The sequence below is a fragment of the Rhodopseudomonas sp. P2A-2r genome, from assembly GCF_026015985.1.
Taxonomy (GTDB): Bacteria; Pseudomonadota; Alphaproteobacteria; order Rhizobiales; family Xanthobacteraceae; genus Tardiphaga.
On the sequence record NZ_CP110389.1, the window covers coordinates 3779913 to 3798306 of the forward strand.

Genomic DNA, 18394 nt, shown 5'->3' on the forward strand with positions numbered 1-18394 from the left:
GTCGTCTGCTATTTCGTCTGTCTTGGCCGTGACAGAGGTATCCTGTACCGCCTGCATCGACACGTCCGAAGACATTTCCGCCGTGCCAGACCGGAAGAACGGAGCCAAGGTAAGGCCTGCGATCAAGAGGATCGCGATCGCCCTGCGGATGGCAAACGTGTGTTTCACGGACCTGAATTCTCGTGTTTCGCGGTAGATCCACTGCTTTGAGGGGACAGCAGTTTCATTTGCCCGGCATTGATCAACATCAAGGTGCTGGCGAATATCTAGTTCAGTTTATCTGTCGGATCGACCGATCACGGCCATGAGCTCAGTTATCTTAGCCCGCTGATCAGCCCTATCGCCACTGGCAATTGCGTGTTCGACGCAGTGAGACACGTGGTCCTTCAATATTTCTTCTTCGACACGCCGAAGCGCCGCCCTCACAGCGGAGATCTGCGTGACGAGGCATGTCGGAATCGGCGGTGAAGGTCAACGTGCATCGGGGAATGAAGGCTTTGGTCGCCTCGATCGCACGGGGGAAGCGCATATGAAGACCGAAGACCTGATCTCCATGCTGAGCAACAATGTCGAGGCGGTCGATCATCGGCAGGTCGGACGGAACATCGCCCTCGCGGTCGCGGCGGGCACCGCCATTGCAGTGGCAATAGTGTTTCTTGTGTTTGGACCACGTACGGATCTCTCGACGGCGGGAAGCTATTTTGCAGCGCTCTTCAAGGTCGCTTCTACTTTCATCATCCTCGTTCCGGCGTCGATCTACCTGATCAGGCTTACCCGCCCTGGCGGTGAGCGAAAGTCTTCGGGGGCTCTGATCGCCTTGCCGTTCATCGCCGTCATGCTGCTGTGCGCGTTAAGCCTCGCCTTCGCGCCAGCCCCGCATTGGAAGGGGGCAGTTCTCAGCAGCGAAGCGCTCGAGTGCGTGATCTCGATTCCGCTCATCGCCATCGTTCCGTTTGCCGTGATCGTTTGGGCGGTTCGCCAGATGGCCCCGACAGACCTGGCGCGCACCGGCGCATTCGCCGGTCTGGTCGCGGGCTGCCTGAGCGCAACCGGCTATGCGCTTCATTGCGCCGATGACTCGGTGCCATTCTTCGCGTTGTGGTATGGCGGGACCATCGCCCTATGCACCTATGCCGGTTGGAAGCTGGGTCCGCGACTACTACGTTGGTAGCCTTTGCCGTGCCCACCCGACGGGCCGACCTCGACATGGGCAAAACATGCCCCGCCGTTCGAACGCAGGGCCTGGCCCCTTACTTGATGGAGGGTATCGCAAAAATTCTACGGGACTTGTAACCGCCCGGCATCCTGTTCCGAACTTATCAACGAAGGCACACATCAAGTGTTTCGGTGCGACGCCCGGGAATAATTAGGTCCGGATTAATGCTCTGGACCACCATCGAAATCGAGAAATCGCGGCCAAGACGGCTCGCATCCGACTCTAACAGCAGAGGATCAGGTCATGAAGCATTTGACGATGGTAGTAGCACTTGCAGCGGCAGCACTTTCGACCCCGGCCTGGTCGCAATCACCGGCCGACCACAACGCTCATCACCCGTCGGATACGAAATCCGAGGCCGTTCCGGCAAATCCGGCGCCGCCCGCAAGTCAGCCGGACATGAAGCCGCCGCAAGGCGGCATGGGAAACATGCCGATGATGGGCATGATGACCGACATGAAGAACATGATGAGCAGCATGTCCAGGATGAAATCGGCGGGTCAAAGCATGGAAATGATGGGGCGCGGCATGGTCGCCATTGATCACGTCGAGGGCCGCATCGCGTTTCTGCGAACCGAGATCAATATAACGGACGCTCAGGCAGGCGCCTGGAACGGATTTGCCGACGCCTTGCGCGTAAATGCGAACAAACTGGCCGAGGTTCGAGCATCGATGATGTCCGGCATGGACGGCGCGCAAGCACCTGTTGCGACACTGGCCGATCGTCTCGACCTGCAGGAAAAATGGCTTCTTGCACGTCTCGACGGCACCCGGACGATGAAATCCGCTTTCGCCAAGCTGAACGAGATCTTGTCGGACGACCAAAAGAAGGCGGCTGACGATCTCCTCGCCCCGCACATGGGTATGGGAGCGATGGCCGTGACGGCTTCGCCGATGTCGCGGGACCAGATGCAGTCCGGCCAGATGGGACCGGGACAAATGCAGCGCGGCCATACCTCGGGCATGAAGAACAAGTAGGCCCGGAATTCTTCCTACCTGCTGGTCTGACAGGAGATCTCGATGTCGATGCACGATCATTCACATGGTGAAAGCGAGACACCTCAAGCCAGCTTTCTGACATCGCGCGCAGGGCTGGTTTTCATGGGATTCGCCATCATCGCCGGCGCGCTCCTGTTCACCGAACATCGATCGCACGTCCTCGGTCTGCTGATTTGGCTGCCCCTGCTCGCCTGCCCCTTGATGCATCTCTTCATGCATCACGGGCATCATGGCCGAGGAGGCACCGGTCAGCCAGGCGACGGGAGGAAGGCACCATGAACGACTCGCCGGCCTATGGCCTTTGGGGCTTGGTACTCGTCAATTCGGTGGTTTTCATCCTGTTCGCGTACAGCTTCTTCAAGCCTCAAACGACCCGTGACTGGCGGTCGTTCGGCGCCTTCAGCGCGTTTTTGGTGGCGCTGTTCACCGAGATGTACGGATTTCCGCTTACGATATACTTCTTCTCTGGCTGGTTACAATCACACTATCCCAACGTCGACTGGTTCTCGCACGACGCCGGGCATCTGCTCGAGATGATGTTCGGCTGGAAGACAAACCCGCACGCGGGACCGTTTCATGTCTTGAGCTTTGCATTCATTGCTGGCGGCTTCTTTTTGATCTCGGTCGCCTGGCGCGCGCTGTACGTCGCGCAACAACGTCGAAAATTGGCGACGGAGGGCGCCTACGCCTATATGCGTCATCCGCAATATATGGGCTTCATCCTTGTGATGTTTGGTTTCATTCTGCAGTGGCCAACAATACTGACGCTCGCAATGTTTCCCGTACTGGTCGCAATGTACGTCCATCTGGCGCACCAGGAGGAGCGTGACGCTCGCGCAGAATTCGGCGAAGCATACGAACAATATGCTGCGGTCATCCCGGGCTGGATGCCCACATTTGGCGGTCATAACGGCGCAAAACCCTCTCGATCGGCATTTAACGACTACATCGGCCGCGAAGATCCATGAAGCAACCTCGCGAAACATGGCCAGTCTCGTCGGTCTTGCTGATCTTGTTCGGCGCGGGCCTGCTAGTCATGGGAGCGTATTTCTTGGTGCTCCGCCCGCCGTTGCTTCCCGAAGACCTTCGGTACGTTGGTAAGCGTCGTCCTCAAGCCACGGCTCTGAGGTCTTGCTTTCTGTAGGCCCACGGCAGTAGCGCTTCGATATCGCGGTTGGGGTGACCGTTGGCGATCCTGGCGAGAACATCCGAGAGATAGCCGAGGGGATCGATGTCGTGGAGTTTGCAGGTCTCTATCAGCGTTGCGATCGTTGCCCAGTGCTCGGCGCCGCCGTCGGAGCCCGCGAACAAGGCATTTTTCCGGTTCAGCGTGATCGGGCGGATGGAGCGCTCGACGGTGTTGTTGTCGAGCTCGATGCGGCCATCGTCGAGGAAGCGGGCCAGGCCCGCCCAACGTGACAGGGCGTAGTTGATTGCCTCGGCGAGTTTGCCCTTTTGGCTGATCAGCCCGAGTTTTGCGCGCAGCCAACTCTCCAAGGCGTCGATCAGCGGTCGGCTTTTCTGCTGCCGAACCAGGCGACGCTCCTCGGCGCTGCGGCCGCGGATTTCCTTCTCGATCGCATACAGCGCAACGATGCGCTGAAGCGCTTCGCTGGCGATCGGCGCAGGACCGGGCGTGGCGAGCTTGTAGAAGTTACGCCGCACATGGACCCAGCAAAATGCGAGCTGCACGTCGCCGCGCTCGGCCAACCTGCGGTAGCCGGCATAGCCGTCCACCTGCAGGATGCCCTTGAAGCCTTCGAGATGGATGATCGGCCGCTCGGCCTTGCGGTCCGGGGCGTAGACATAGGCCACGCCCGGCGGATCGGATCCATTCCATGGCCGGTCATCGGCGGCATAGGCCCATAACTGGCCGGTCTTGGTGCGGCCGCGGCCGGGATCCAGCACTGGCAACGTCGTCTCATCGGCAAACAGTTTTGGCCGCTCTTTGAGCTTTTCGAGCAGGCGTTGGTGCAACGGACGCAGATGCCAGGCGGCATTCCCCACCCAGTCTGCCAGCGTCGAGCGGTCGAGGTTGACGCCCTGGCGGGCATAGATCTGGGACTGCCGATAGAGCGGCAGATGATCCGCATATTTGGAGACGAGTACTTGGGCGATGGTGGCTTCGGTCGGCAGCCCACCCTCGATCAGCCGCGCCGGCACCGGGGCCTGCACGACGCCATCCTCACATTGGCGACAAGCGTATTTCGGCCGGATCGTGACCAGCACCCGGAACTGCGCCGGCACGATATCCAGCCGCTCGCTCTTGTCTTCGCCAATCCGGTGCAACGCGCCCCGGCAGCAGAGGCAGGTCTTGTCGTCGATGTCGATGGTGGTCTCAATCCGCGGCAGATGCGCCGGCAGCGCGCCGCGGTTGGCCCGACGCTTCGCAGCTCCGGCCCGTCGTGCGGCCGGTGTCGCCTGCTCAGCTTCTGCGGCGTCACGCGCCGCCGCCTGCTCGACGTCTTCCAGGCCCAGCAGCATCTGGTCCTCTGGCAGCGTCTCCGCCCGGCGGCCAAACTGGTGGCGCTGCAGGTCCCTGATGATCTGACGCAGCCGTTCGTTCTGCACCCGCTCGGCGAGCAGCATCGCTTTCAGCGTCTCGGAATCATCGGGCAATGCGTCGCGCGGCATGATCAAATCAGAGCATATTTACCGGCATTTTGCGACGTGCTCGATGCTGCTGATTCACTTTGCCACAGCAACAGGCGTCAGCCAGGCTGCGCCGGCGTCACCGTCTCGCGCGCCGTGTGGACACGCCGCCAATCCAGCCCTTCGAGCAGCGCCGACAATTGCGCGGCCGATAAATGGATCACGCCGTCTTCGATCTTCGGCCAGCGGAAGATGCCATCCTCCAGCCGCTTGGCGAACAGACACAGACCCGTGCCGTCCCAATACACCAGCTTGATCCGATCCGCGCGCTTGGCGCGGAACACGTAGACCGCGCCAGAGAACGGATCCGCCGCCATGCTCTCGCGCACCAGTGCCGCCAGCCCATCGGCGCCCTTGCGGAAGTCCACAGGTCTGGTCGCGACCATGACGCGGACCGCGCCGGTCGGGCCGATCACGCGCCGGCTTTCAGCGCCCGCAACACCGCGGCGATCGTGTCCGCCGGGGCGCCCGCGCCGATGCGCACCGTCACGCCGTCGATCGCAACCTCGATCATTCCGGCGGGCGGTTCATCCCGATGCTGTCGCCGCGTCTTGCGCTGCCGAGGTCCCCCGGTGTCGGACGGTGCCGCATCGATGACCGCCGGGACGAACCGTGGTTCGTCATCCTTGGAAACGACCGCTTGAGATTCTTTGACTTGCCGGCGCCAGCCAAACAATTGCTGCGGCGACAATCCGTGCCGGCGTGCCACCCCGGAAACCGAGTCGCCGCTGGCTTCGATCTCCGCGACCACCCGCGCCTTGTCCGCGTCGCTCCATGTCCGACGGCGCCCCGCACCGGTGAACACCTCCAGCCGGCGAACCGGCTTGGTGATAGCACTATCCACTGTGTCCATTCTAAGCCTTGCGGTTCGACGTAACCGCAAAATCGCAGATCTGCACATTGGCCGGAAGGTGGCGCCGGAACGACGCTTACGTACGTTGGGGCGTCGCAGCCACAACTCGAAGCCGCCGCTCCCCGCCTGGCGTCTTGGCTCACGCAGGTGTTCCGGGTGCTAGGAGGATACGTCTCTCACAACGCGATGCACGCCAGCGGCGCGCCGCTCTAGCAGCCGACGATCCAGATAACGCCGCCGTCAGCGTGGAAAGAAACAGCCCGGTCCTCTCGGGGTCTGGGGGGAATGAGGACGGGGCAAAAGTTATGAGGGCAGCACGCTTTTGTAGTTTTGCGCTGACATCGAAGGATGGGGCGGCGATTCGGCAATATAGCGGCGGGACGCTGTCGGCCGGTTCATCAGCCAGCACCGATTGACTTGCAAGCTTGCCACGCGGAGCGCATCGCGGCGGTTCCAGTCTCGATTCTGAGCGGACTCAAGCGCCAGATGGCAGATCGCAAGGTGCCGAACGTAACCGTTACAACAATTCCGGCGGCCAGTCTCAGACATCGACGGCAACAAATGGCGACGTCACGATTACGATCGACAAGATGGTCGATTCCGCCGTCGGCAAATCCTTATCGACCGGCACCGGCAGGTGCTTCCTTAATGGCCAGTACGGAGTCAAGCAATTCGCAGGGCAGTAAATTGTCGCTTGCAATTCACCACTTATCGACGACGCTTGTACAATAAATCCACGTCTTCACGTTGGCGGCTTCTTTTTGGCTTTTTCCTCGGCGAGCAACCGCAGTATTGTTGCATGGCGCACTGGGTCATTCGCGACACCCGGATCCTCAAGCAAGATCCGATAGTGCTTCGAATTTTCGTCACTTATAAAATGCTCCATTGAACCTCCGGTAGGGGTACATGGGCTGAGACGGCGCGCAGTTAAGCGCGGGGGATCCAACAGTCCGTAACGGATTGGCTTCTAGGAAAGCGAGCTATGAACTGACCGCGGCCGGATATGTTCCAAAATCAATTTCCGCATATATCGCGGCTGCAGGTTCCGAGTTTGTGGCTTTATTGGACGTGGTGTTTAAAATGACGCCCTGAGGGACAGATGCCGAAGAAGCCCATCACCGCTGACGAACTGATTTATATGTTTCACGAAGAATTGGTGCTTCTCTACGACTGGGGCCGAACACCAAGTGTCGCCATCGTTCCGGACTCGCAGTACGGGTGAGCGGCGATGACATCCCGCAAGCACCTGCGCCGTTCCGAGCATCAGGCCCAAGCAACGTCATCCTGTTCTGCGTTCCCGCGAGCCTCGATCTTTAGTTCTGCATCGGGCTGCGGTCTTTGCAAGGCGGCAGCCTCGGTCCACGGCGCGCCCTCATCCATACGTCCCATTCTTCGGCCCCGTGAAGATCGCCGGCATGGCCTCGGGGCTCATGGCAAGCAGATTGCCGCACCCCGTCCCTTGCACTTGAGTAGGAGAACATAGCCCCAATTCCATTGTTGCAAATAGCAACACTTCGAAACATTGTACTGTCACTTATCGGTTGCGTTCCGATGCGCGCGAACGTCGGGGGCGGCATGCATCGAAAAATTGGGACGCTACAGGGGCTTCGCGCGGTCGCTGCGAATCTTGTTGTCATAGATCACTTAATAGGGCTTCAGAGCCGTCTTTATCCTGTGCTTCAGCCCCTACGTCTTGTTCGGACACCAACTCGGCCGGCTTGGGGTCGACATGTTTTTCGTCATTAGCGGCTTTGTCATAGCCCGCGTGGCCCTTCAGCAAGACTGCAGGACTTTCGTTTTTCTTCGGATTTCGCGTATTTATCCGATTTACTGGTTTTATCTCGGCCTGACCGTTGGCTTTTTCAAATTCTGGCAATCTCATACATTCTCTACCGCAGAGCTTTTGCCTGCGATTTTGTTGGTGCCATCGAGCTCAGCGCCGATCGTACCTGTTGCGTGGTCACTCATCTATGAAGTCTATTTTTATGCGGTCGTTTCCCTGTTCATTGCGGCGAGAATAGAACTTCGATCTGCATATCTGGCCTGGGCCATTATAACAGCGACAATTTGGATCTTCGACAGTTCGGCGTTTCTAGGGTCCGTTAATACTCTCGAATTCATTGCGGGCGGCCTTCTCAGCTTTTTTGCTGGCGGATGGACGGATTCGAAACTTCTAAAGCTCAATTGCCCTCGCTGGATCGAGGCGCTGGGAGACGCCTCGTATTCCATCTATCTGTGCCATTTTCTGTTGATAGCTACTCTCGGGAGGCTTCTTTTTTCGGCGGGTTTAACCGGCTGGATCATTACTGCGGTGCTTTCCTTAGTCATGGCCAACTTTGCGGGGCTAGCAAGTTACCATTGGCTTGAGAAACCGATACTCAGGTTCGCGCGAATTGTCCGAAATAGATGGGCGTAGCGCGTGTATTGTCACCGATCACTCTGAACCAGGACGCTCAAATGCTAAAAGACCGAGAGAAAGTTATCGCTGCGTTGCGCGAGAAGCCGATGAAGGTCTTCGACGTCATGAAGCGGACGAACATCGCCAATCAAGAGGCCTGTCAATCGCTCCTCCTCAAGATGCGAGACGAAGGCTCCATCAAGTTTGACATCAATAAAGGCGTCTGGTCGGCGATTTCATGATCGTCCGCGCTTCGGAGGCGGAGCGCGCAAGGACTATCTAAGTCCGGGCCTTCCAACCGGCGGTGAAGGGCACCACATGCTGCGTGTTGGTGTGCCAGTGCGGTTCGAAGTGGACGGCGCCGACGCCGCCGCATTCTTCGCAGAGCATGCGCCGACCGATCTGAGCCCACGTCAGGTTCTGCGGCAGCGTCGCCAATTCGACTGTGACTTGGTGACGGCAAGATCGGAAGCGGGAGAACGCATCTCGTGGCTTGGCAAAAGTGCCCGCCAACTAATGCGGAGTCCGGCTGAGGGTAATCGCCGGACCCCTGACACATACCGGAACTGCACCCCCTCAGGTCGTTCGGAAAGTGCTCTTATGACGATAGTCTCCAAGTCGGCGGCCACGTTGATCTAAGACAACTGAAGCGGCTCTCAGGGGTGCTTTTCTCGAGGCTGCGATTTGGCGGCGGCTTTCGCACGCGTTTCTATTTCATCGTCCCGGGCCATTTCCTTAGCGATGAGATCCAGCAATACCGCTCTTTTCTTTGGGTCAGTTGTCTCTGAAAGCTGCCTGCGCCACAGGTTAAGGTTCTCGTTATGGATGAATCGCTCCATAGGAAATCTCCCCGGCAATCTTGGTCAGAGATGAAGCTAACAACGAGTCCGGAATTGATCCAAATCAGATTTGGCGGCGCGGCCAGACGAGGAGGACTTACTCAGGTTGCCTTAGCGACGTGAGCAACCTTGCCACGTCGGGCGACTTCATCGGATCTTCTGAAGCGCCGCCTTTCCCAACCACTGACTTTGGACAACCCTCGCACCATGGGAACTCAAAGGCGCAAAGCTCCTCACCTGGCAGACACTCGCCGGCGGCTGGCTTAAATCTGCATGTAAATGGCGCGGGAACGGGTTCCATGGAACTTTGTGGCATGTCCGCTACCGGACGTTGTGGTCAATTTTGCTCAGTAATCAAAAATTCACAAACTGGGCCACTGCCATTTTTAGTTCCGGCCACCGAGGTCGGAAACAGGCCAATACCAACTATCGGTGAAACGCCTCAAGGTCGCGGCGAGCCGAGTCTCGCTGCCTGTCGATGTATTCGGCTCCATGCGACCGGGCCGCCTTCGCGCTGGAATATGGCCCGCCAAATACTTGGATCCGCACGCAGGGCATGCTCGAGCATTTAGTGAGACCGGGTTTCCGCAGTCGTGGCAGTCGATCGTCTCGGCTCGCTTCATCCTCCGCACCCTTCAGCGCTCGCGAAGTAGCATCGCATGATGTCGGCTAGCCGTATTTCATCTCAAAATCAGCATCGCTCATTGTCAGATAAATTATCCCTTCAACGAGGCCGATGATCGCGGGCACGAAGGTCCAGCAAAACAGCATGTAGAGTATGCCCTGCCCGACCCGCCCCAGGTAAAATTTGTGGATGCCTAAGCCCCCGAGCAGAATAGCAAATATTGCTGCCGCAACTCGGCTTCTGCCGCTTGCCGTCGTGGCTCCAAAAGCTCCTGGCGGGCTCATCTGCCTCACCCCGCACCGTGGGCAGATTTCAGCGCGCGCGCTGATTACTGATCCGCAATCTGTACAGTACTTCTGATTTTCGCCGCGCGTGACCGTGTTGGACAATTTGTATCTCCCCCGACCCAGCACATCCAACCGCAACCGGAGCGGGTAAGCAAGGGCCTGTCTCGGTGACGCGAGTACTAAAACCTTAGTGGTGGTTTCCGCCTGGGCTATTCGTGGACGCGAGTGAATCCAACTTCACGACCTGGGAGGATGAAATGGCGAAGAAGTCCACGACCACCATGTACCGAAGCGCTAAGACGGGGAAGGCCGTTACCAAGGCCTACGCAAAATCTCATCCAGCGACGACAGAAAAAGAGACCTATGTGCGCAAGCCCCCCAAGAAGGGCAAGTAATCAATCGGCAGCAAATCACAGATGGCAATAAGCGAGCTATTCCGCCTGTGCGGCCGATATCAGCCCGGTTTTTCTGGATTTGTTGACTAGATACGAGAGGAAAGCGGAGCATGCTCCGATCATGAACAGCGCGTCTGCTTCGTCGACCGCTGGAGCCTCCTTTTCGAGAAGCGGGTGGCGGATGCCCTGCTCGTCGCTCGAAAATCCATAAATGGCCAGAAACCCCTTCTTCAGGGCACTATGTAGATTTGTTTTTAGCTCAAGCTTCGAGAGGGCTTTGCTGAAGTCTCCGCTCGGCTCCATCACCCTCACGGCGGATTCTACTGCATGGATACTCTCACGCACGCTGTCGGAAAATTCACCAGCACTGAGCGCGACGCTAGCCGTCCTCAAGTGTTCTCTAGCTCCAACCAATCCTGCTAATTTGAGGCTTGCAAACGCTTCGCTGACCGTCCTTGCATCTTCCTCGGATCCAATAGGGCACAAAACGTCACCGTCCATCACGCGATATGCGGAACGGCAGTAGCGCAGCCTCGAGATCGAGCTGTTTGGAAAATTCGGCGGATGGTTTCTTCCGTAAGACGAATTGCAGCCAGCCGTAGATGTCCAGATAATTCCCCTTTTCGAAAACCAACTTGACCGGCACAACTGCATCTTTGAAGCGGTTTGAGAATTCGTCTGCAGGCAGATGGTTGTGAAAAATGTGGACGGTCTTGAGCACGCCTGTCCATGGTGTACCGACGTAAGTGTACGTGTCGCGGTGCGACGTCTTATCAAGCAGATCGAAAATGAAACTCCAAAGAACAGCTCTTAGCTCCTGCGTGACTTCGGATCGCTGCAGCTGGGAGGGTAAAGCCTGGGCGCCTTCCGCTTGGGCAAAAGTCAAAGCTCTTCGGCGCGCTATTTCATCGTCGCTCACGTCGAACTCCGAATTTAACGAGTGTACGTTGAAGTGTGCATAAAAATTTTTTGAAATTAAAATGTCTTTTAAAATCAGATAGATAAGCAAGATTTTGGCGGAGGGAGAGGAGCTTGGGTCGAACCTTCTCCGCGTAAACCAGCGTCCCCGAGCCGCAGAACGGCGTCCTCCGAGCCCTATTGAAATCCGGTCTGGCTGGGTTCCCGATCCAAACGGCCTGTTTGGAGGTACGGTTTTCATCCGTGCGGCGGATTAGCCCGCGCCGCGCATTTTTTCCTGATGCGGGAGCTTCATGGGATAGGATTGCTCCGTAATGCGACCCGTCGGACGGGAGCTCAGACCCTTCCAAAGGTTGTTTTTCTTCGGTTTCCGCGGTTTGGCTGTCTTTTCAATGGGAAGCGAAACCTGAACCGCCGCCGCGAACGCCAGTCGAAGGCGCTCGTCGGGAATACGCGCCAGATGCTGGTGAAGCAAACAGGTGCGGCGCTCATCGGGCTCGCCAATTATTGCTTGGCAGATTCCCACACTTGTTCTTTGAAAGAAATTAAAACATCTATCGAGATGCGGGTAAGCGATTCCATGCTTGTCGAGCTCAGCGGCCACCGCAAGCAAGACCAGCTTGTCTTCGTTCTGCAAAGTCACGGCAAATCGCAGCGAGGCGAGCAGCCACGAGCGCAGCGCAATAGGCAGGTTGTCTTCTTCTAATGCTTTAGCCGGCATGCTGCTCACTAATAGATAGTCTCGACTGTATTCTTGCCATTAGGCCGCGATGTCTTCGTCGGATCGGATTCTTGCTATTCGACCTGTCATTCCTGCTCTCGCGGAGCAGACCGTGCACTTCTGAGACTTTCGATATCACAACCAGCCGTAGTGCCGAAATCTGAAATAGAGTACCGAGCATGCCGAAACGATGCCAGCCACCACGATGTAGTAGCCGTATTCCCATTTCAACTCGGGCATGTGTTCGAAGTTCATTCCGTAAATGCCCGCAACTGCCGTCGGCACAGCAAGGATTGCTGCCCAAGCCGCCAGACGCCGGGTGATTTCCGTCTGCTGCGTCTGGCCGGACATCAGGCTGGCCTCGAAGGCGAACGCAAGAACCTCTCGGAGGGAATCTATTTCTTCCTGTGCCCGCTTCACATGGTCGGAAACATCCCTGAAGAGCGGCAGCATCTCCGCATCGATCGACAAGCTTTCCGCATGTTCGAGGCGTCGACACACCTCTGCCAGGGGCCCGATTGCTCTACGCAACCTCAGCAGATCCCGGCGCAACTTGTATAGCCGTTCGAACTGCGCGGTCCGCAACGGCTTGTTAAGTACTATTGCCTCCAAAGCATCGACTTCAGTCCAGATCGTCTCAATGACTGGACTGTAATTGTCTACGATGAAGTCCAGTATCGCGTAAAGAATGTAATCTTCCCCGTGCTTCAAGACCGTCGGGCATGATTCGCAACGCTCACGGACGGGAGCGTGTGACGTCGATGCGCCATGGCGCACCGACACGACGTATCCGTGCCCGATGAAGATGTGCGTTTCGCCAAATGCGATATGCCCGTCCATCAGCTGTGCTGTACGCGCGACGACAAACAGCGAGTCTCCGTACTGCTCGATCTTGGGATACTGATGCGCCTTCTCGGCGTCCTCAATTGCCATGGGATGAAGACCGAGCTGATCCTGAACGCGCGCCAAAAGGTCGGCACCAGGTTCAAGCAGACCGATCCAGACAACGTGACCATCCTTGCTCGACCATTTTCCCGCCTCTTCGATCCGAACGTCATCGATCTTTTTGCCGAAAGCGTATACGCTGGAGGCAACAACGCCAGGCTCCGGCACCGTGATCTTGGAGCGATTTGTCATGGCGTCCATCGCGCATCTCCATTCGCAAAGCACTTGCTTCTTATTGCTGTAAAACGAGCAGCAGATCGATTGTCGCGGGCCGTAAAAATCTGGCCACTACGCGGTCAATACGGAATACAAACCGGATGTGTCACTGGCCCGCCTGAGCAGCCTCAGGGTTTCCTCATCCCTCAGCTTTCGCGCCACGCATGCAAGCGCATGAAGCGGCCTGCATTCGGCTCCATCGGGCAGCAGAAGCACGAACACCAGATCAACTGGAAGATCATCGACGGCCCCGTAGTCAATGGGCCTCTCAAGCCGCGCAAAATGAGCAACTGGCTCCTTAAGCTGGGACATGCGCGCGTGCGGCAGAGCGACACCGTTCCCCGTCCCCGTTCCGCCTAGCCGCTCCCTTTCTTCCAGGCCGGACGCGATGACATTAGCAGAGACGCATGTCGATTTCGCAATTATCCGTGCAAGGCCATGCAGCAGCGCCAGCTTGTGATGAGCTGCCCTGAAATTAATCGAAACGTCGACCGGCGATAGAAATTCGTTAACGCGCATGCTAGTCCCAAATGAAGCCACGGTGCCGCACTGCCGACCGACTCGCGATGCGGCAGGCACTGCACTTGCCACTCACGGCATAGGAATTCGAGGTGATTGCCGCTACGAATTCATAGGAATGTTCGGATGGGTCCACTCCCGCGCCGGGCGTCTTTATGAACTCGAGGCCAAATTATATGGAATACTTATTTCATCGCCGTCTGGCTCACCTGCCAATCTTCGATCAGCGGGTCCATCATGCCGTCCAATCAAACCTCAGGCGGCCCGGCGAAATTTGCAGCTCGGCCAGCATAGAGACGGTTGCTGTGATGATATCGAGGGCATCTTCAAGCGTGACAAGAGTTGGCGCCCGTTTCGTACTGCGTTTTGCTATCCTCTTCGGATTCGCATCTTTGACGGGCGTCGATTTCGTCAAAAGCTTTGTCCCGCTGCTCTGGATGGCCACGATGCTCTGCGCGGTCGTTGCAGCGCTTCGAAAAGAGACTCCCTTGGATAATTCGTTGAACCATTGGGACGAGGCGGCCATTTTTGGGGCGCTTTGCTGCTTAGCGTCCGCGATCAACACCTCTATGCTGCAATAGGCCGACCATGAAAAGCGCATCTGCACCTGGCATCCTGTACAAAGTCTCTCGGTGGTGGGCCGAAACCCATGACCGTAGACAGGAAGCAGAACTCGCCTTGGCATTGGCCATCGTCGCGGCGGCGGTCATCACGGCGAGCTTGAAATCCGTCTTCGAGCGTCTATAGAACCGCCGAATCTAGTCTGACGGACGCAGCCGATAGCCGATGCCGGTTTCGGTCAACACGAAGTATGGCCTCTCCGGATCGATCTCGATTTTCTGCCGGAGTTGCCGCACGTACACCCGGAGGTACTGGGCGTCGGTCACCTCATCCCAAAGTTCCTCGAGCAGAAAGCGGTGAGTCAACACCTTGCCGGCATGCTGCACCAGCACGCGAAGCAGTTCGTATTCCTTCGGCGACAGTTTGATATCCTTGTCGCTGACCTTGACGAGACGGCGGACCAGATCGACCGACAACTCGCCGGACTTGAACACCGGGCGTTCGCCATGCACCTGCAATTGATGCCGCAATGCTGCGCGCATACGCGCCAGCAGCTCGTCCATCCCGAACGGCTTTGTCAGATAATCGTCGGCACCGAGATCCAGCGCCTGCACCTTGCCCGCCTCGTCGCCGCGGCTCGACAGCACCACGATGGGCACGCTGTCATTGCGGGCGCGGATCATGCGCAGCAGATCGTGGCCCTGGATGTCGGGCAGGCCGAGATCGAGGATGATCAGCGCCGGATCCTGCGCTAGCAGTTCCAGCGCCAGCTTGCCGTTGCTGGCCTCCAGAATGTCGTAACCCTGGGTGCTGAGGCCCATGCGCAGCAGCTTGCGGATCGGCGGCTCGTCGTCGATGACGAGAACCTTGATGGCGGCGGCATTCATGCGGCGGTGTCCAGGGCTTCGGTGGCCGGCGGGATCGGCAGCCGGATGATCATGGCGGCGCCGCTGCGGTCGGTGCGGTTGGTAGCCGCAATCGTGCCGTGCATGGCCTCGATGAAGCCGCGCGAGATCGCCAGCCCGAGCCCAGTCCCGGCGCGGACGTGATCGCCCTTCTGCACGCGATAGAATTTGTCAAACACGTGCTCGAGATCGTTGGGCGGAATGCCCGCGCCCTCGTCGAGAATCTGCAGCACCACGGAATCCTTGTCGCGCTGCGCCCGGATCGTGATCGCAGTGCCTTGCGGCGCGTATTTGGCGGCATTGTCGAGCAGGTTGAACAGCACCTGTTCGAACAGCACGGCATCCAGTTCCAGCATCGGCGGATCGGTCGCGAGTTCGAGGTTGACCTTGTGATCGCCCAGAATCTTGCTGGCGCGGCGAAGGGCACTGCCGACGATCTCGCCGAGATCGTGCAGCGCGCTGTTGGGCACGATGGCGCCGGCTTCCAGCTTGGTCATGTCCAGCAGGTTCGCGATGAAGCGGTTGAGTCGCTCGGATTCGTCGATGATGGTACCGAGAAGCTCGGTCTTCTCCGTGTCGCTCAGTTTCGTCGCGAGGTCCCGCAGCGTGCCGGCGGCACCGAGCACCGAAGCCAGCGGCGTCTTCAGGTCGTGCGAGATCGAGGTCAGCAGCGCCTGGCGCAGCCGGTCGGATTCGATGCTGCGCTGGGCGCGGTCCATGTCCTCCACCAGTTGCACGCGTTCGATGGCCAGCGCGCCCTGATCGACCAGCGCGTCGAGCAGCCGGCGCTGGTCCGGCGTCAGCAGCGGTCCGGTGCGGTCGTCATCGATGCCGATCACGCCGATCGGCCCGCGCCCGGTGCGCATCGGCAGGAACAGTCGCTTGGCGCCCGGCAAGGTGTCCGAGCCCCGCCCGGCCGGGCGATCATTGGCCCACGCCCAGTTGGCGGCGGCGAGATCGGCCTTGTCGAGTTCGTCCTCCGGCGGATAGCCGGCCTTCACGGTGATGACGCCCTGCTCGGGCAGCAGCAGCACCACGCGCACCCTGAGCATCAGCGCGGTCTGGTAGGCGGTCGCCCACAGTACGTCGTCCATGGCTGCCGTGCCCGCCAGCTTGCGGCTGAAGGCGTAGAGCGATTCAGTGGTCCGCACCCGCCCCATCGCCGCCACCGCCTGGCTGCGCACCCGCGCTGCCAGATTCGATACAAGCAGCGCGATCAGCATGAAGAAGAAGAACGCCGCCACATTGGTCGGCTCGGTGATGGTGAAGGTATGGACCGGCGGCAGGAAGAAGAAATTGTAGCACAGCGACGCCACCACGCTGGCCAGCAGCGACGGCCAAAGCCCGTAGCGCACGGCCACGCTGACCACGGCGGTGAGGAACACCAGATCGACGTTCTCGATGCCGAACATCGGCTGGATCAGCTTGGCGACGCCGAGCGCCACCGCGACAATGGCCAGCGCGGCGAGATAGGGTTTTGGATCGAACGGCTCGCTGCGCTCGGCCGCCTGCACCGACTTCTTCGCCACGGCGCCCGCGGCGGCATCGCCGGCGATGACATGCACGCTGATGTTTCCGGCGCGCCGTACCAGGTCGTGCACCACGGAGCCGCGCAGCAGCTCGAACATCCACGACCGCGACGCCTTTCCAGTCACGATCTGGGTGACGTTGTTGGCTCGCGCGAAGCCCAGCACGTCGTCGGCAATGCGCCGCCCGGCGCCGGGGATGGTCAGCGCTTCGGCGCCCAGCGCCTCCGCCAGTCGCAGCGTGTCGGCGAGCCGGTCGCGCTGCTCCTCGGTGAGCTGCAGGCTGCGCCTTGTCTCGATGCTGATCGCGCTCCATGGCGCGTGCAGCCGGTCGGCGAGGCGCTTGGTATAGCGCACGAGGCCAGCAGCACGCGGGTCCTCGCTGACGCACACCAGGATGCGCTCGCCGGCGGCCCAGGGGCCGGCGATCGCATTGGCCTGCATGTGGGTGAGCAATTGCTCGTCGACCCGGTCGGCCGTGCGGCGCAGCGACATTTCGCGCAAGGCAGTGAGATTGCCGGGCGAGAAATAATGCTCGAGCGCCCGCTCGGCCTGCCGGGGCACATAGACCTTGCCTTCCTTCAGACGCTGGATCAGGTCGTCCGGCGTGAGGTCGATCAGTTCGATGGCATCGGCGCCGTCAAATACCGAGTCCGGCACCGTCTCGCGCACCCTCACATGGGTAATCTGCGCGACGACGTCGTTGAGGCTCTCGATATGCTGGATATTGACGGCGGTGTAGACGTCAATGCCGTGGCTCAGCAATTCCTGCACGTCGAGGTAACGCTTGGGATGCCGGCTTCCCGGCGCATTGGTATGGGCGAGTTCGTCGACCAAAGCGATTTGAGGATGCCGGGCGATCAGTGCGTCAAGATCCATCTCCTCGAGATGCTGATCCTTGTAGTCGAACTTGCGCCGCGGGATCACTTCCAGCCCGTCCAGCAGCGCCTCGGTCTCGGCGCGGCCGTGGGTTTCCACCACGCCGACCACCACATCGACGCCGGCCTTGCGTTTGGCATGCGCGCTCTGCAGCATCTCGTAGGTCTTGCCGACGCCCGGGGCAGCGCCGACGAAGATCTTCAGCCGCCCTGTCCCATTGTCCTCCCGCCGGGCCGCTTCCAGCAGCGCTTCCGGCGAGGGTCGATGTTCACTGTCGCGGCGCTGATTTGCCATACGGCTTTATAGTCTCCGCGCCCGGCCGGGGCCAGCCGGGCTATTTCGCCGCCGCGTCCAGCGCGAGATTCAGCGCCAGCACGTTGACACGGGGCTCGCCGAGCAGGCCGCCGAAGCGGCCTTCGGTCTGCGCCGTCACCAGCGCGCGAATCCTTTCTTCCGGCAGTTTTCGCGCCTTGGCGACGCGCGGCACCTGGAATAGTGCACCCTCCGGCGAGATGTTCGGGTCGAGCCCGGAGCCCGAGGTGGTGACGAGATCAACCGGCACCGGCATCGACGGGTTTTCCGCCTTCAGCTTTGCCACATCTTCCTTGATGCGGTCGTTCAGCGCCTGGCTCGTCGGGCCGAGGTTGGAGCCCATCGAGTTCACGGCGTTATAGGGCGCCGGCACCGTCTTGGTGGCATCCTTCGGGTCCGGGCCGAGGGTCGCCGAGGGACGACCGTGGAAATACTCGTCGGTGGTGAATTCCTGGCCGATCAGCGTGGAGCCAACCACCTTGCCGTCACGTTCCAGTAGGCTACCCTCCGCCTGCTTCGGGAAGACCGCTCCGGCGATCCCGGTCATGGCGAGCGGATAGGCGGCGCCGGTGATGACGGTGAGCGCCAGCAGGATGACGATGGCGGGACGGATTTCTTTCAACATGAT

22 protein-coding genes and 1 pseudogene are annotated in these 18394 nt (G+C 59.4%); 8 read left to right on the forward strand and 15 right to left on the reverse strand.

Annotated elements, in window-relative coordinates; translation table 11 throughout:
• Positions 1-276: 276 nt before the first annotated feature.
• Positions 277-447 (reverse strand): annotated as a pseudogene (locus tag ONR75_RS18230) (metal-sensitive transcriptional regulator); the annotation flags it as partial.
• Between the two features lie 82 nt (positions 448-529).
• Between ONR75_RS18230 and ONR75_RS18235 the strand changes: the two are divergent.
• The 4 genes from ONR75_RS18235 (at position 530) to ONR75_RS18250 (ending at position 3183) form a co-directional block, all read left to right on the forward strand.
• On the forward strand, positions 530-1171 hold the full coding sequence (locus tag ONR75_RS18235; protein WP_265078496.1) for a DUF1109 domain-containing protein: 642 nt from the start codon (positions 530-532) through the stop codon (positions 1169-1171).
• A 288-nt stretch (positions 1172-1459) separates the two neighbouring features.
• The gene (locus ONR75_RS18240) at positions 1460-2194 is read left to right on the forward strand and encodes a Spy/CpxP family protein refolding chaperone (RefSeq protein WP_265078497.1); all 735 of its coding nucleotides are present in this window, start codon (positions 1460-1462) and stop codon (positions 2192-2194) included.
• 42 nt (positions 2195-2236) lie between these two features.
• On the forward strand, positions 2237-2494 hold the full coding sequence (locus ONR75_RS18245; RefSeq protein WP_265078498.1) for a DUF2933 domain-containing protein: 258 nt from the start codon (positions 2237-2239) through the stop codon (positions 2492-2494).
• Complete coding sequence (locus ONR75_RS18250; RefSeq protein WP_265078499.1) at positions 2491-3183, forward strand: methyltransferase family protein; 693 nt, start codon at positions 2491-2493, stop codon at positions 3181-3183. Before ONR75_RS18245 ends, ONR75_RS18250 begins: the two co-directional genes overlap by 4 nt.
• 142 nt (positions 3184-3325) lie before the next feature.
• On the opposite strand, the gene tnpC is transcribed toward ONR75_RS18250, so the two are convergent.
• The 3 genes from tnpC to tnpA all read right to left on the reverse strand — a co-directional run bounded on the left by tnpC (position 3326) and on the right by tnpA (position 5720).
• Positions 3326-4849: an IS66 family transposase gene (tnpC, locus tag ONR75_RS18255; protein WP_265078500.1), complete on the reverse strand. Its 1524-nt coding sequence runs from the start codon at positions 4847-4849 to the stop codon at positions 3326-3328.
• A gap of 77 nt (positions 4850-4926) precedes the next feature.
• Positions 4927-5283: an IS66 family insertion sequence element accessory protein TnpB gene (gene tnpB / locus ONR75_RS18260; RefSeq protein ID WP_143571891.1), complete on the reverse strand. Its 357-nt coding sequence runs from the start codon at positions 5281-5283 to the stop codon at positions 4927-4929.
• On the reverse strand, positions 5280-5720 hold the full coding sequence (gene tnpA, locus ONR75_RS18265) for an IS66-like element accessory protein TnpA (protein ID WP_265078501.1): 441 nt from the start codon (positions 5718-5720) through the stop codon (positions 5280-5282). Before tnpA ends, tnpB begins: the two co-directional genes overlap by 4 nt.
• Before the next feature lie 1099 nt (positions 5721-6819).
• On the opposite strand from tnpA, the gene ONR75_RS18270 reads away from it, so the two are divergent.
• The 3 genes from ONR75_RS18270 (at position 6820) to ONR75_RS18280 (ending at position 8360) form a co-directional block, all read left to right on the forward strand.
• Complete coding sequence (locus tag ONR75_RS18270) at positions 6820-6942, forward strand: hypothetical protein (protein ID WP_265078502.1); 123 nt, start codon at positions 6820-6822, stop codon at positions 6940-6942.
• Positions 6943-7449: 507 nt separating this feature from the next.
• Positions 7450-8136, forward strand: coding sequence for an acyltransferase family protein (locus ONR75_RS18275; RefSeq protein ID WP_265078503.1), 687 nt, complete (start codon positions 7450-7452; stop codon positions 8134-8136).
• Positions 8137-8177: 41 nt separating this feature from the next.
• Positions 8178-8360, forward strand: coding sequence for a hypothetical protein (locus ONR75_RS18280; RefSeq protein WP_265078504.1), 183 nt, complete (start codon positions 8178-8180; stop codon positions 8358-8360).
• 414 nt (positions 8361-8774) lie between these two features.
• On the opposite strand, the gene ONR75_RS18285 is transcribed toward ONR75_RS18280, so the two are convergent.
• On the reverse strand, positions 8775-8957 hold the full coding sequence (locus ONR75_RS18285; protein WP_265078505.1) for a hypothetical protein: 183 nt from the start codon (positions 8955-8957) through the stop codon (positions 8775-8777).
• Positions 8958-9626: 669 nt separating this feature from the next.
• Positions 9627-9971 carry a TM2 domain-containing protein gene (locus ONR75_RS18290; RefSeq protein ID WP_265078506.1) on the reverse strand — a complete coding sequence of 115 codons (345 nt, stop codon included), beginning with the start codon at positions 9969-9971 and terminating at the stop codon, positions 9627-9629.
• A 155-nt stretch (positions 9972-10126) separates the two neighbouring features.
• Between ONR75_RS18290 and ONR75_RS18295 the strand changes: the two genes are divergently transcribed.
• Positions 10127-10264 carry a hypothetical protein gene (locus ONR75_RS18295; RefSeq protein ID WP_265078507.1) on the forward strand — a complete coding sequence of 46 codons (138 nt, stop codon included), beginning with the start codon at positions 10127-10129 and terminating at the stop codon, positions 10262-10264.
• Positions 10265-10300: 36 nt separating this feature from the next.
• On the opposite strand, the gene ONR75_RS18300 is transcribed toward ONR75_RS18295, so the two are convergent.
• From ONR75_RS18300 to ONR75_RS18340, 9 genes are all read right to left on the reverse strand, one after another.
• On the reverse strand, positions 10301-10765 hold the full coding sequence (locus ONR75_RS18300; protein WP_265078508.1) for a hypothetical protein: 465 nt from the start codon (positions 10763-10765) through the stop codon (positions 10301-10303).
• The gene (locus ONR75_RS18305; RefSeq protein ID WP_265078509.1) at positions 10755-11183 is read right to left on the reverse strand and encodes a hypothetical protein; all 429 of its coding nucleotides are present in this window, start codon (positions 11181-11183) and stop codon (positions 10755-10757) included. The genes ONR75_RS18300 and ONR75_RS18305 overlap by 11 nt, the downstream gene beginning before the upstream one ends.
• A 252-nt stretch (positions 11184-11435) precedes the next feature.
• Positions 11436-11903, reverse strand: a complete 468-nt coding sequence (locus ONR75_RS18310; RefSeq protein ID WP_265078510.1) for a hypothetical protein — start codon at positions 11901-11903, stop codon at positions 11436-11438.
• Between the two features lie 135 nt (positions 11904-12038).
• Positions 12039-13049 carry a magnesium/cobalt transporter CorA gene (gene corA / locus ONR75_RS18315; protein WP_265078511.1) on the reverse strand — a complete coding sequence of 337 codons (1011 nt, stop codon included), beginning with the start codon at positions 13047-13049 and terminating at the stop codon, positions 12039-12041.
• A gap of 87 nt (positions 13050-13136) precedes the next feature.
• Positions 13137-13583, reverse strand: coding sequence for a PTS sugar transporter subunit IIA (locus tag ONR75_RS18320; RefSeq protein ID WP_265078512.1), 447 nt, complete (start codon positions 13581-13583; stop codon positions 13137-13139).
• Between the two features lie 235 nt (positions 13584-13818).
• Complete coding sequence (locus tag ONR75_RS18325) at positions 13819-14190, reverse strand: hypothetical protein (protein ID WP_265078513.1); 372 nt, start codon at positions 14188-14190, stop codon at positions 13819-13821.
• Between the two features lie 151 nt (positions 14191-14341).
• Entirely contained in the window at positions 14342-15031 is a 690-nt protein-coding gene (locus ONR75_RS18330) for a response regulator (RefSeq protein ID WP_265078514.1), read from the reverse strand.
• Positions 15028-17748, reverse strand: a complete 2721-nt coding sequence (locus tag ONR75_RS18335) for a sensor histidine kinase (protein ID WP_265078515.1) — start codon at positions 17746-17748, stop codon at positions 15028-15030. The genes ONR75_RS18330 and ONR75_RS18335 overlap by 4 nt, the downstream gene beginning before the upstream one ends.
• 40 nt (positions 17749-17788) lie before the next feature.
• The gene (locus tag ONR75_RS18340) at positions 17789-18391 is read right to left on the reverse strand and encodes a K(+)-transporting ATPase subunit C (RefSeq protein ID WP_265078516.1); all 603 of its coding nucleotides are present in this window, start codon (positions 18389-18391) and stop codon (positions 17789-17791) included.
• Positions 18392-18394: the final 3 nt, after the last annotated feature.

Bases quoted from the DNA above. Each gene is read 5' to 3' on its own strand.
- ONR75_RS18235 (WP_265078496.1), top strand. From the start codon at position 530: ATGAAGACCGAAGACCTGATCTCCATGCTGAGCAACAATGTCGAGGCG.
- ONR75_RS18240 (WP_265078497.1), top strand. From the start codon at position 1,460: ATGAAGCATTTGACGATGGTAGTAGCACTTGCAGCGGCAGCACTTTCG.
- ONR75_RS18245 (WP_265078498.1), top strand. From the start codon at position 2,237: ATGTCGATGCACGATCATTCACATGGTGAAAGCGAGACACCTCAAGCC.
- ONR75_RS18250 (WP_265078499.1), top strand. From the start codon at position 2,491: ATGAACGACTCGCCGGCCTATGGCCTTTGGGGCTTGGTACTCGTCAAT.
- tnpC (WP_265078500.1), bottom strand. From the start codon at position 4,849: ATGCCGCGCGACGCATTGCCCGATGATTCCGAGACGCTGAAAGCGATG.
- tnpA (WP_265078501.1), bottom strand. From the start codon at position 5,720: ATGGACACAGTGGATAGTGCTATCACCAAGCCGGTTCGCCGGCTGGAG.
- ONR75_RS18270 (WP_265078502.1), top strand. From the start codon at position 6,820: ATGCCGAAGAAGCCCATCACCGCTGACGAACTGATTTATATGTTTCAC.
- ONR75_RS18275 (WP_265078503.1), top strand. From the start codon at position 7,450: ATGTTTTTCGTCATTAGCGGCTTTGTCATAGCCCGCGTGGCCCTTCAG.
- ONR75_RS18280 (WP_265078504.1), top strand. From the start codon at position 8,178: ATGCTAAAAGACCGAGAGAAAGTTATCGCTGCGTTGCGCGAGAAGCCG.
- ONR75_RS18285 (WP_265078505.1), bottom strand. From the start codon at position 8,957: ATGGAGCGATTCATCCATAACGAGAACCTTAACCTGTGGCGCAGGCAG.
- ONR75_RS18295 (WP_265078507.1), top strand. From the start codon at position 10,127: ATGGCGAAGAAGTCCACGACCACCATGTACCGAAGCGCTAAGACGGGG.
- ONR75_RS18300 (WP_265078508.1), bottom strand. From the start codon at position 10,765: ATGGACGGTGACGTTTTGTGCCCTATTGGATCCGAGGAAGATGCAAGG.
- ONR75_RS18310 (WP_265078510.1), bottom strand. From the start codon at position 11,903: ATGCCGGCTAAAGCATTAGAAGAAGACAACCTGCCTATTGCGCTGCGC.
- corA (WP_265078511.1), bottom strand. From the start codon at position 13,049: ATGGACGCCATGACAAATCGCTCCAAGATCACGGTGCCGGAGCCTGGC.
- ONR75_RS18320 (WP_265078512.1), bottom strand. From the start codon at position 13,583: ATGCGCGTTAACGAATTTCTATCGCCGGTCGACGTTTCGATTAATTTC.
- ONR75_RS18330 (WP_265078514.1), bottom strand. From the start codon at position 15,031: ATGAATGCCGCCGCCATCAAGGTTCTCGTCATCGACGACGAGCCGCCG.
- ONR75_RS18335 (WP_265078515.1), bottom strand. From the start codon at position 17,748: ATGGCAAATCAGCGCCGCGACAGTGAACATCGACCCTCGCCGGAAGCG.
- ONR75_RS18340 (WP_265078516.1), bottom strand. From the start codon at position 18,391: ATGTTGAAAGAAATCCGTCCCGCCATCGTCATCCTGCTGGCGCTCACC.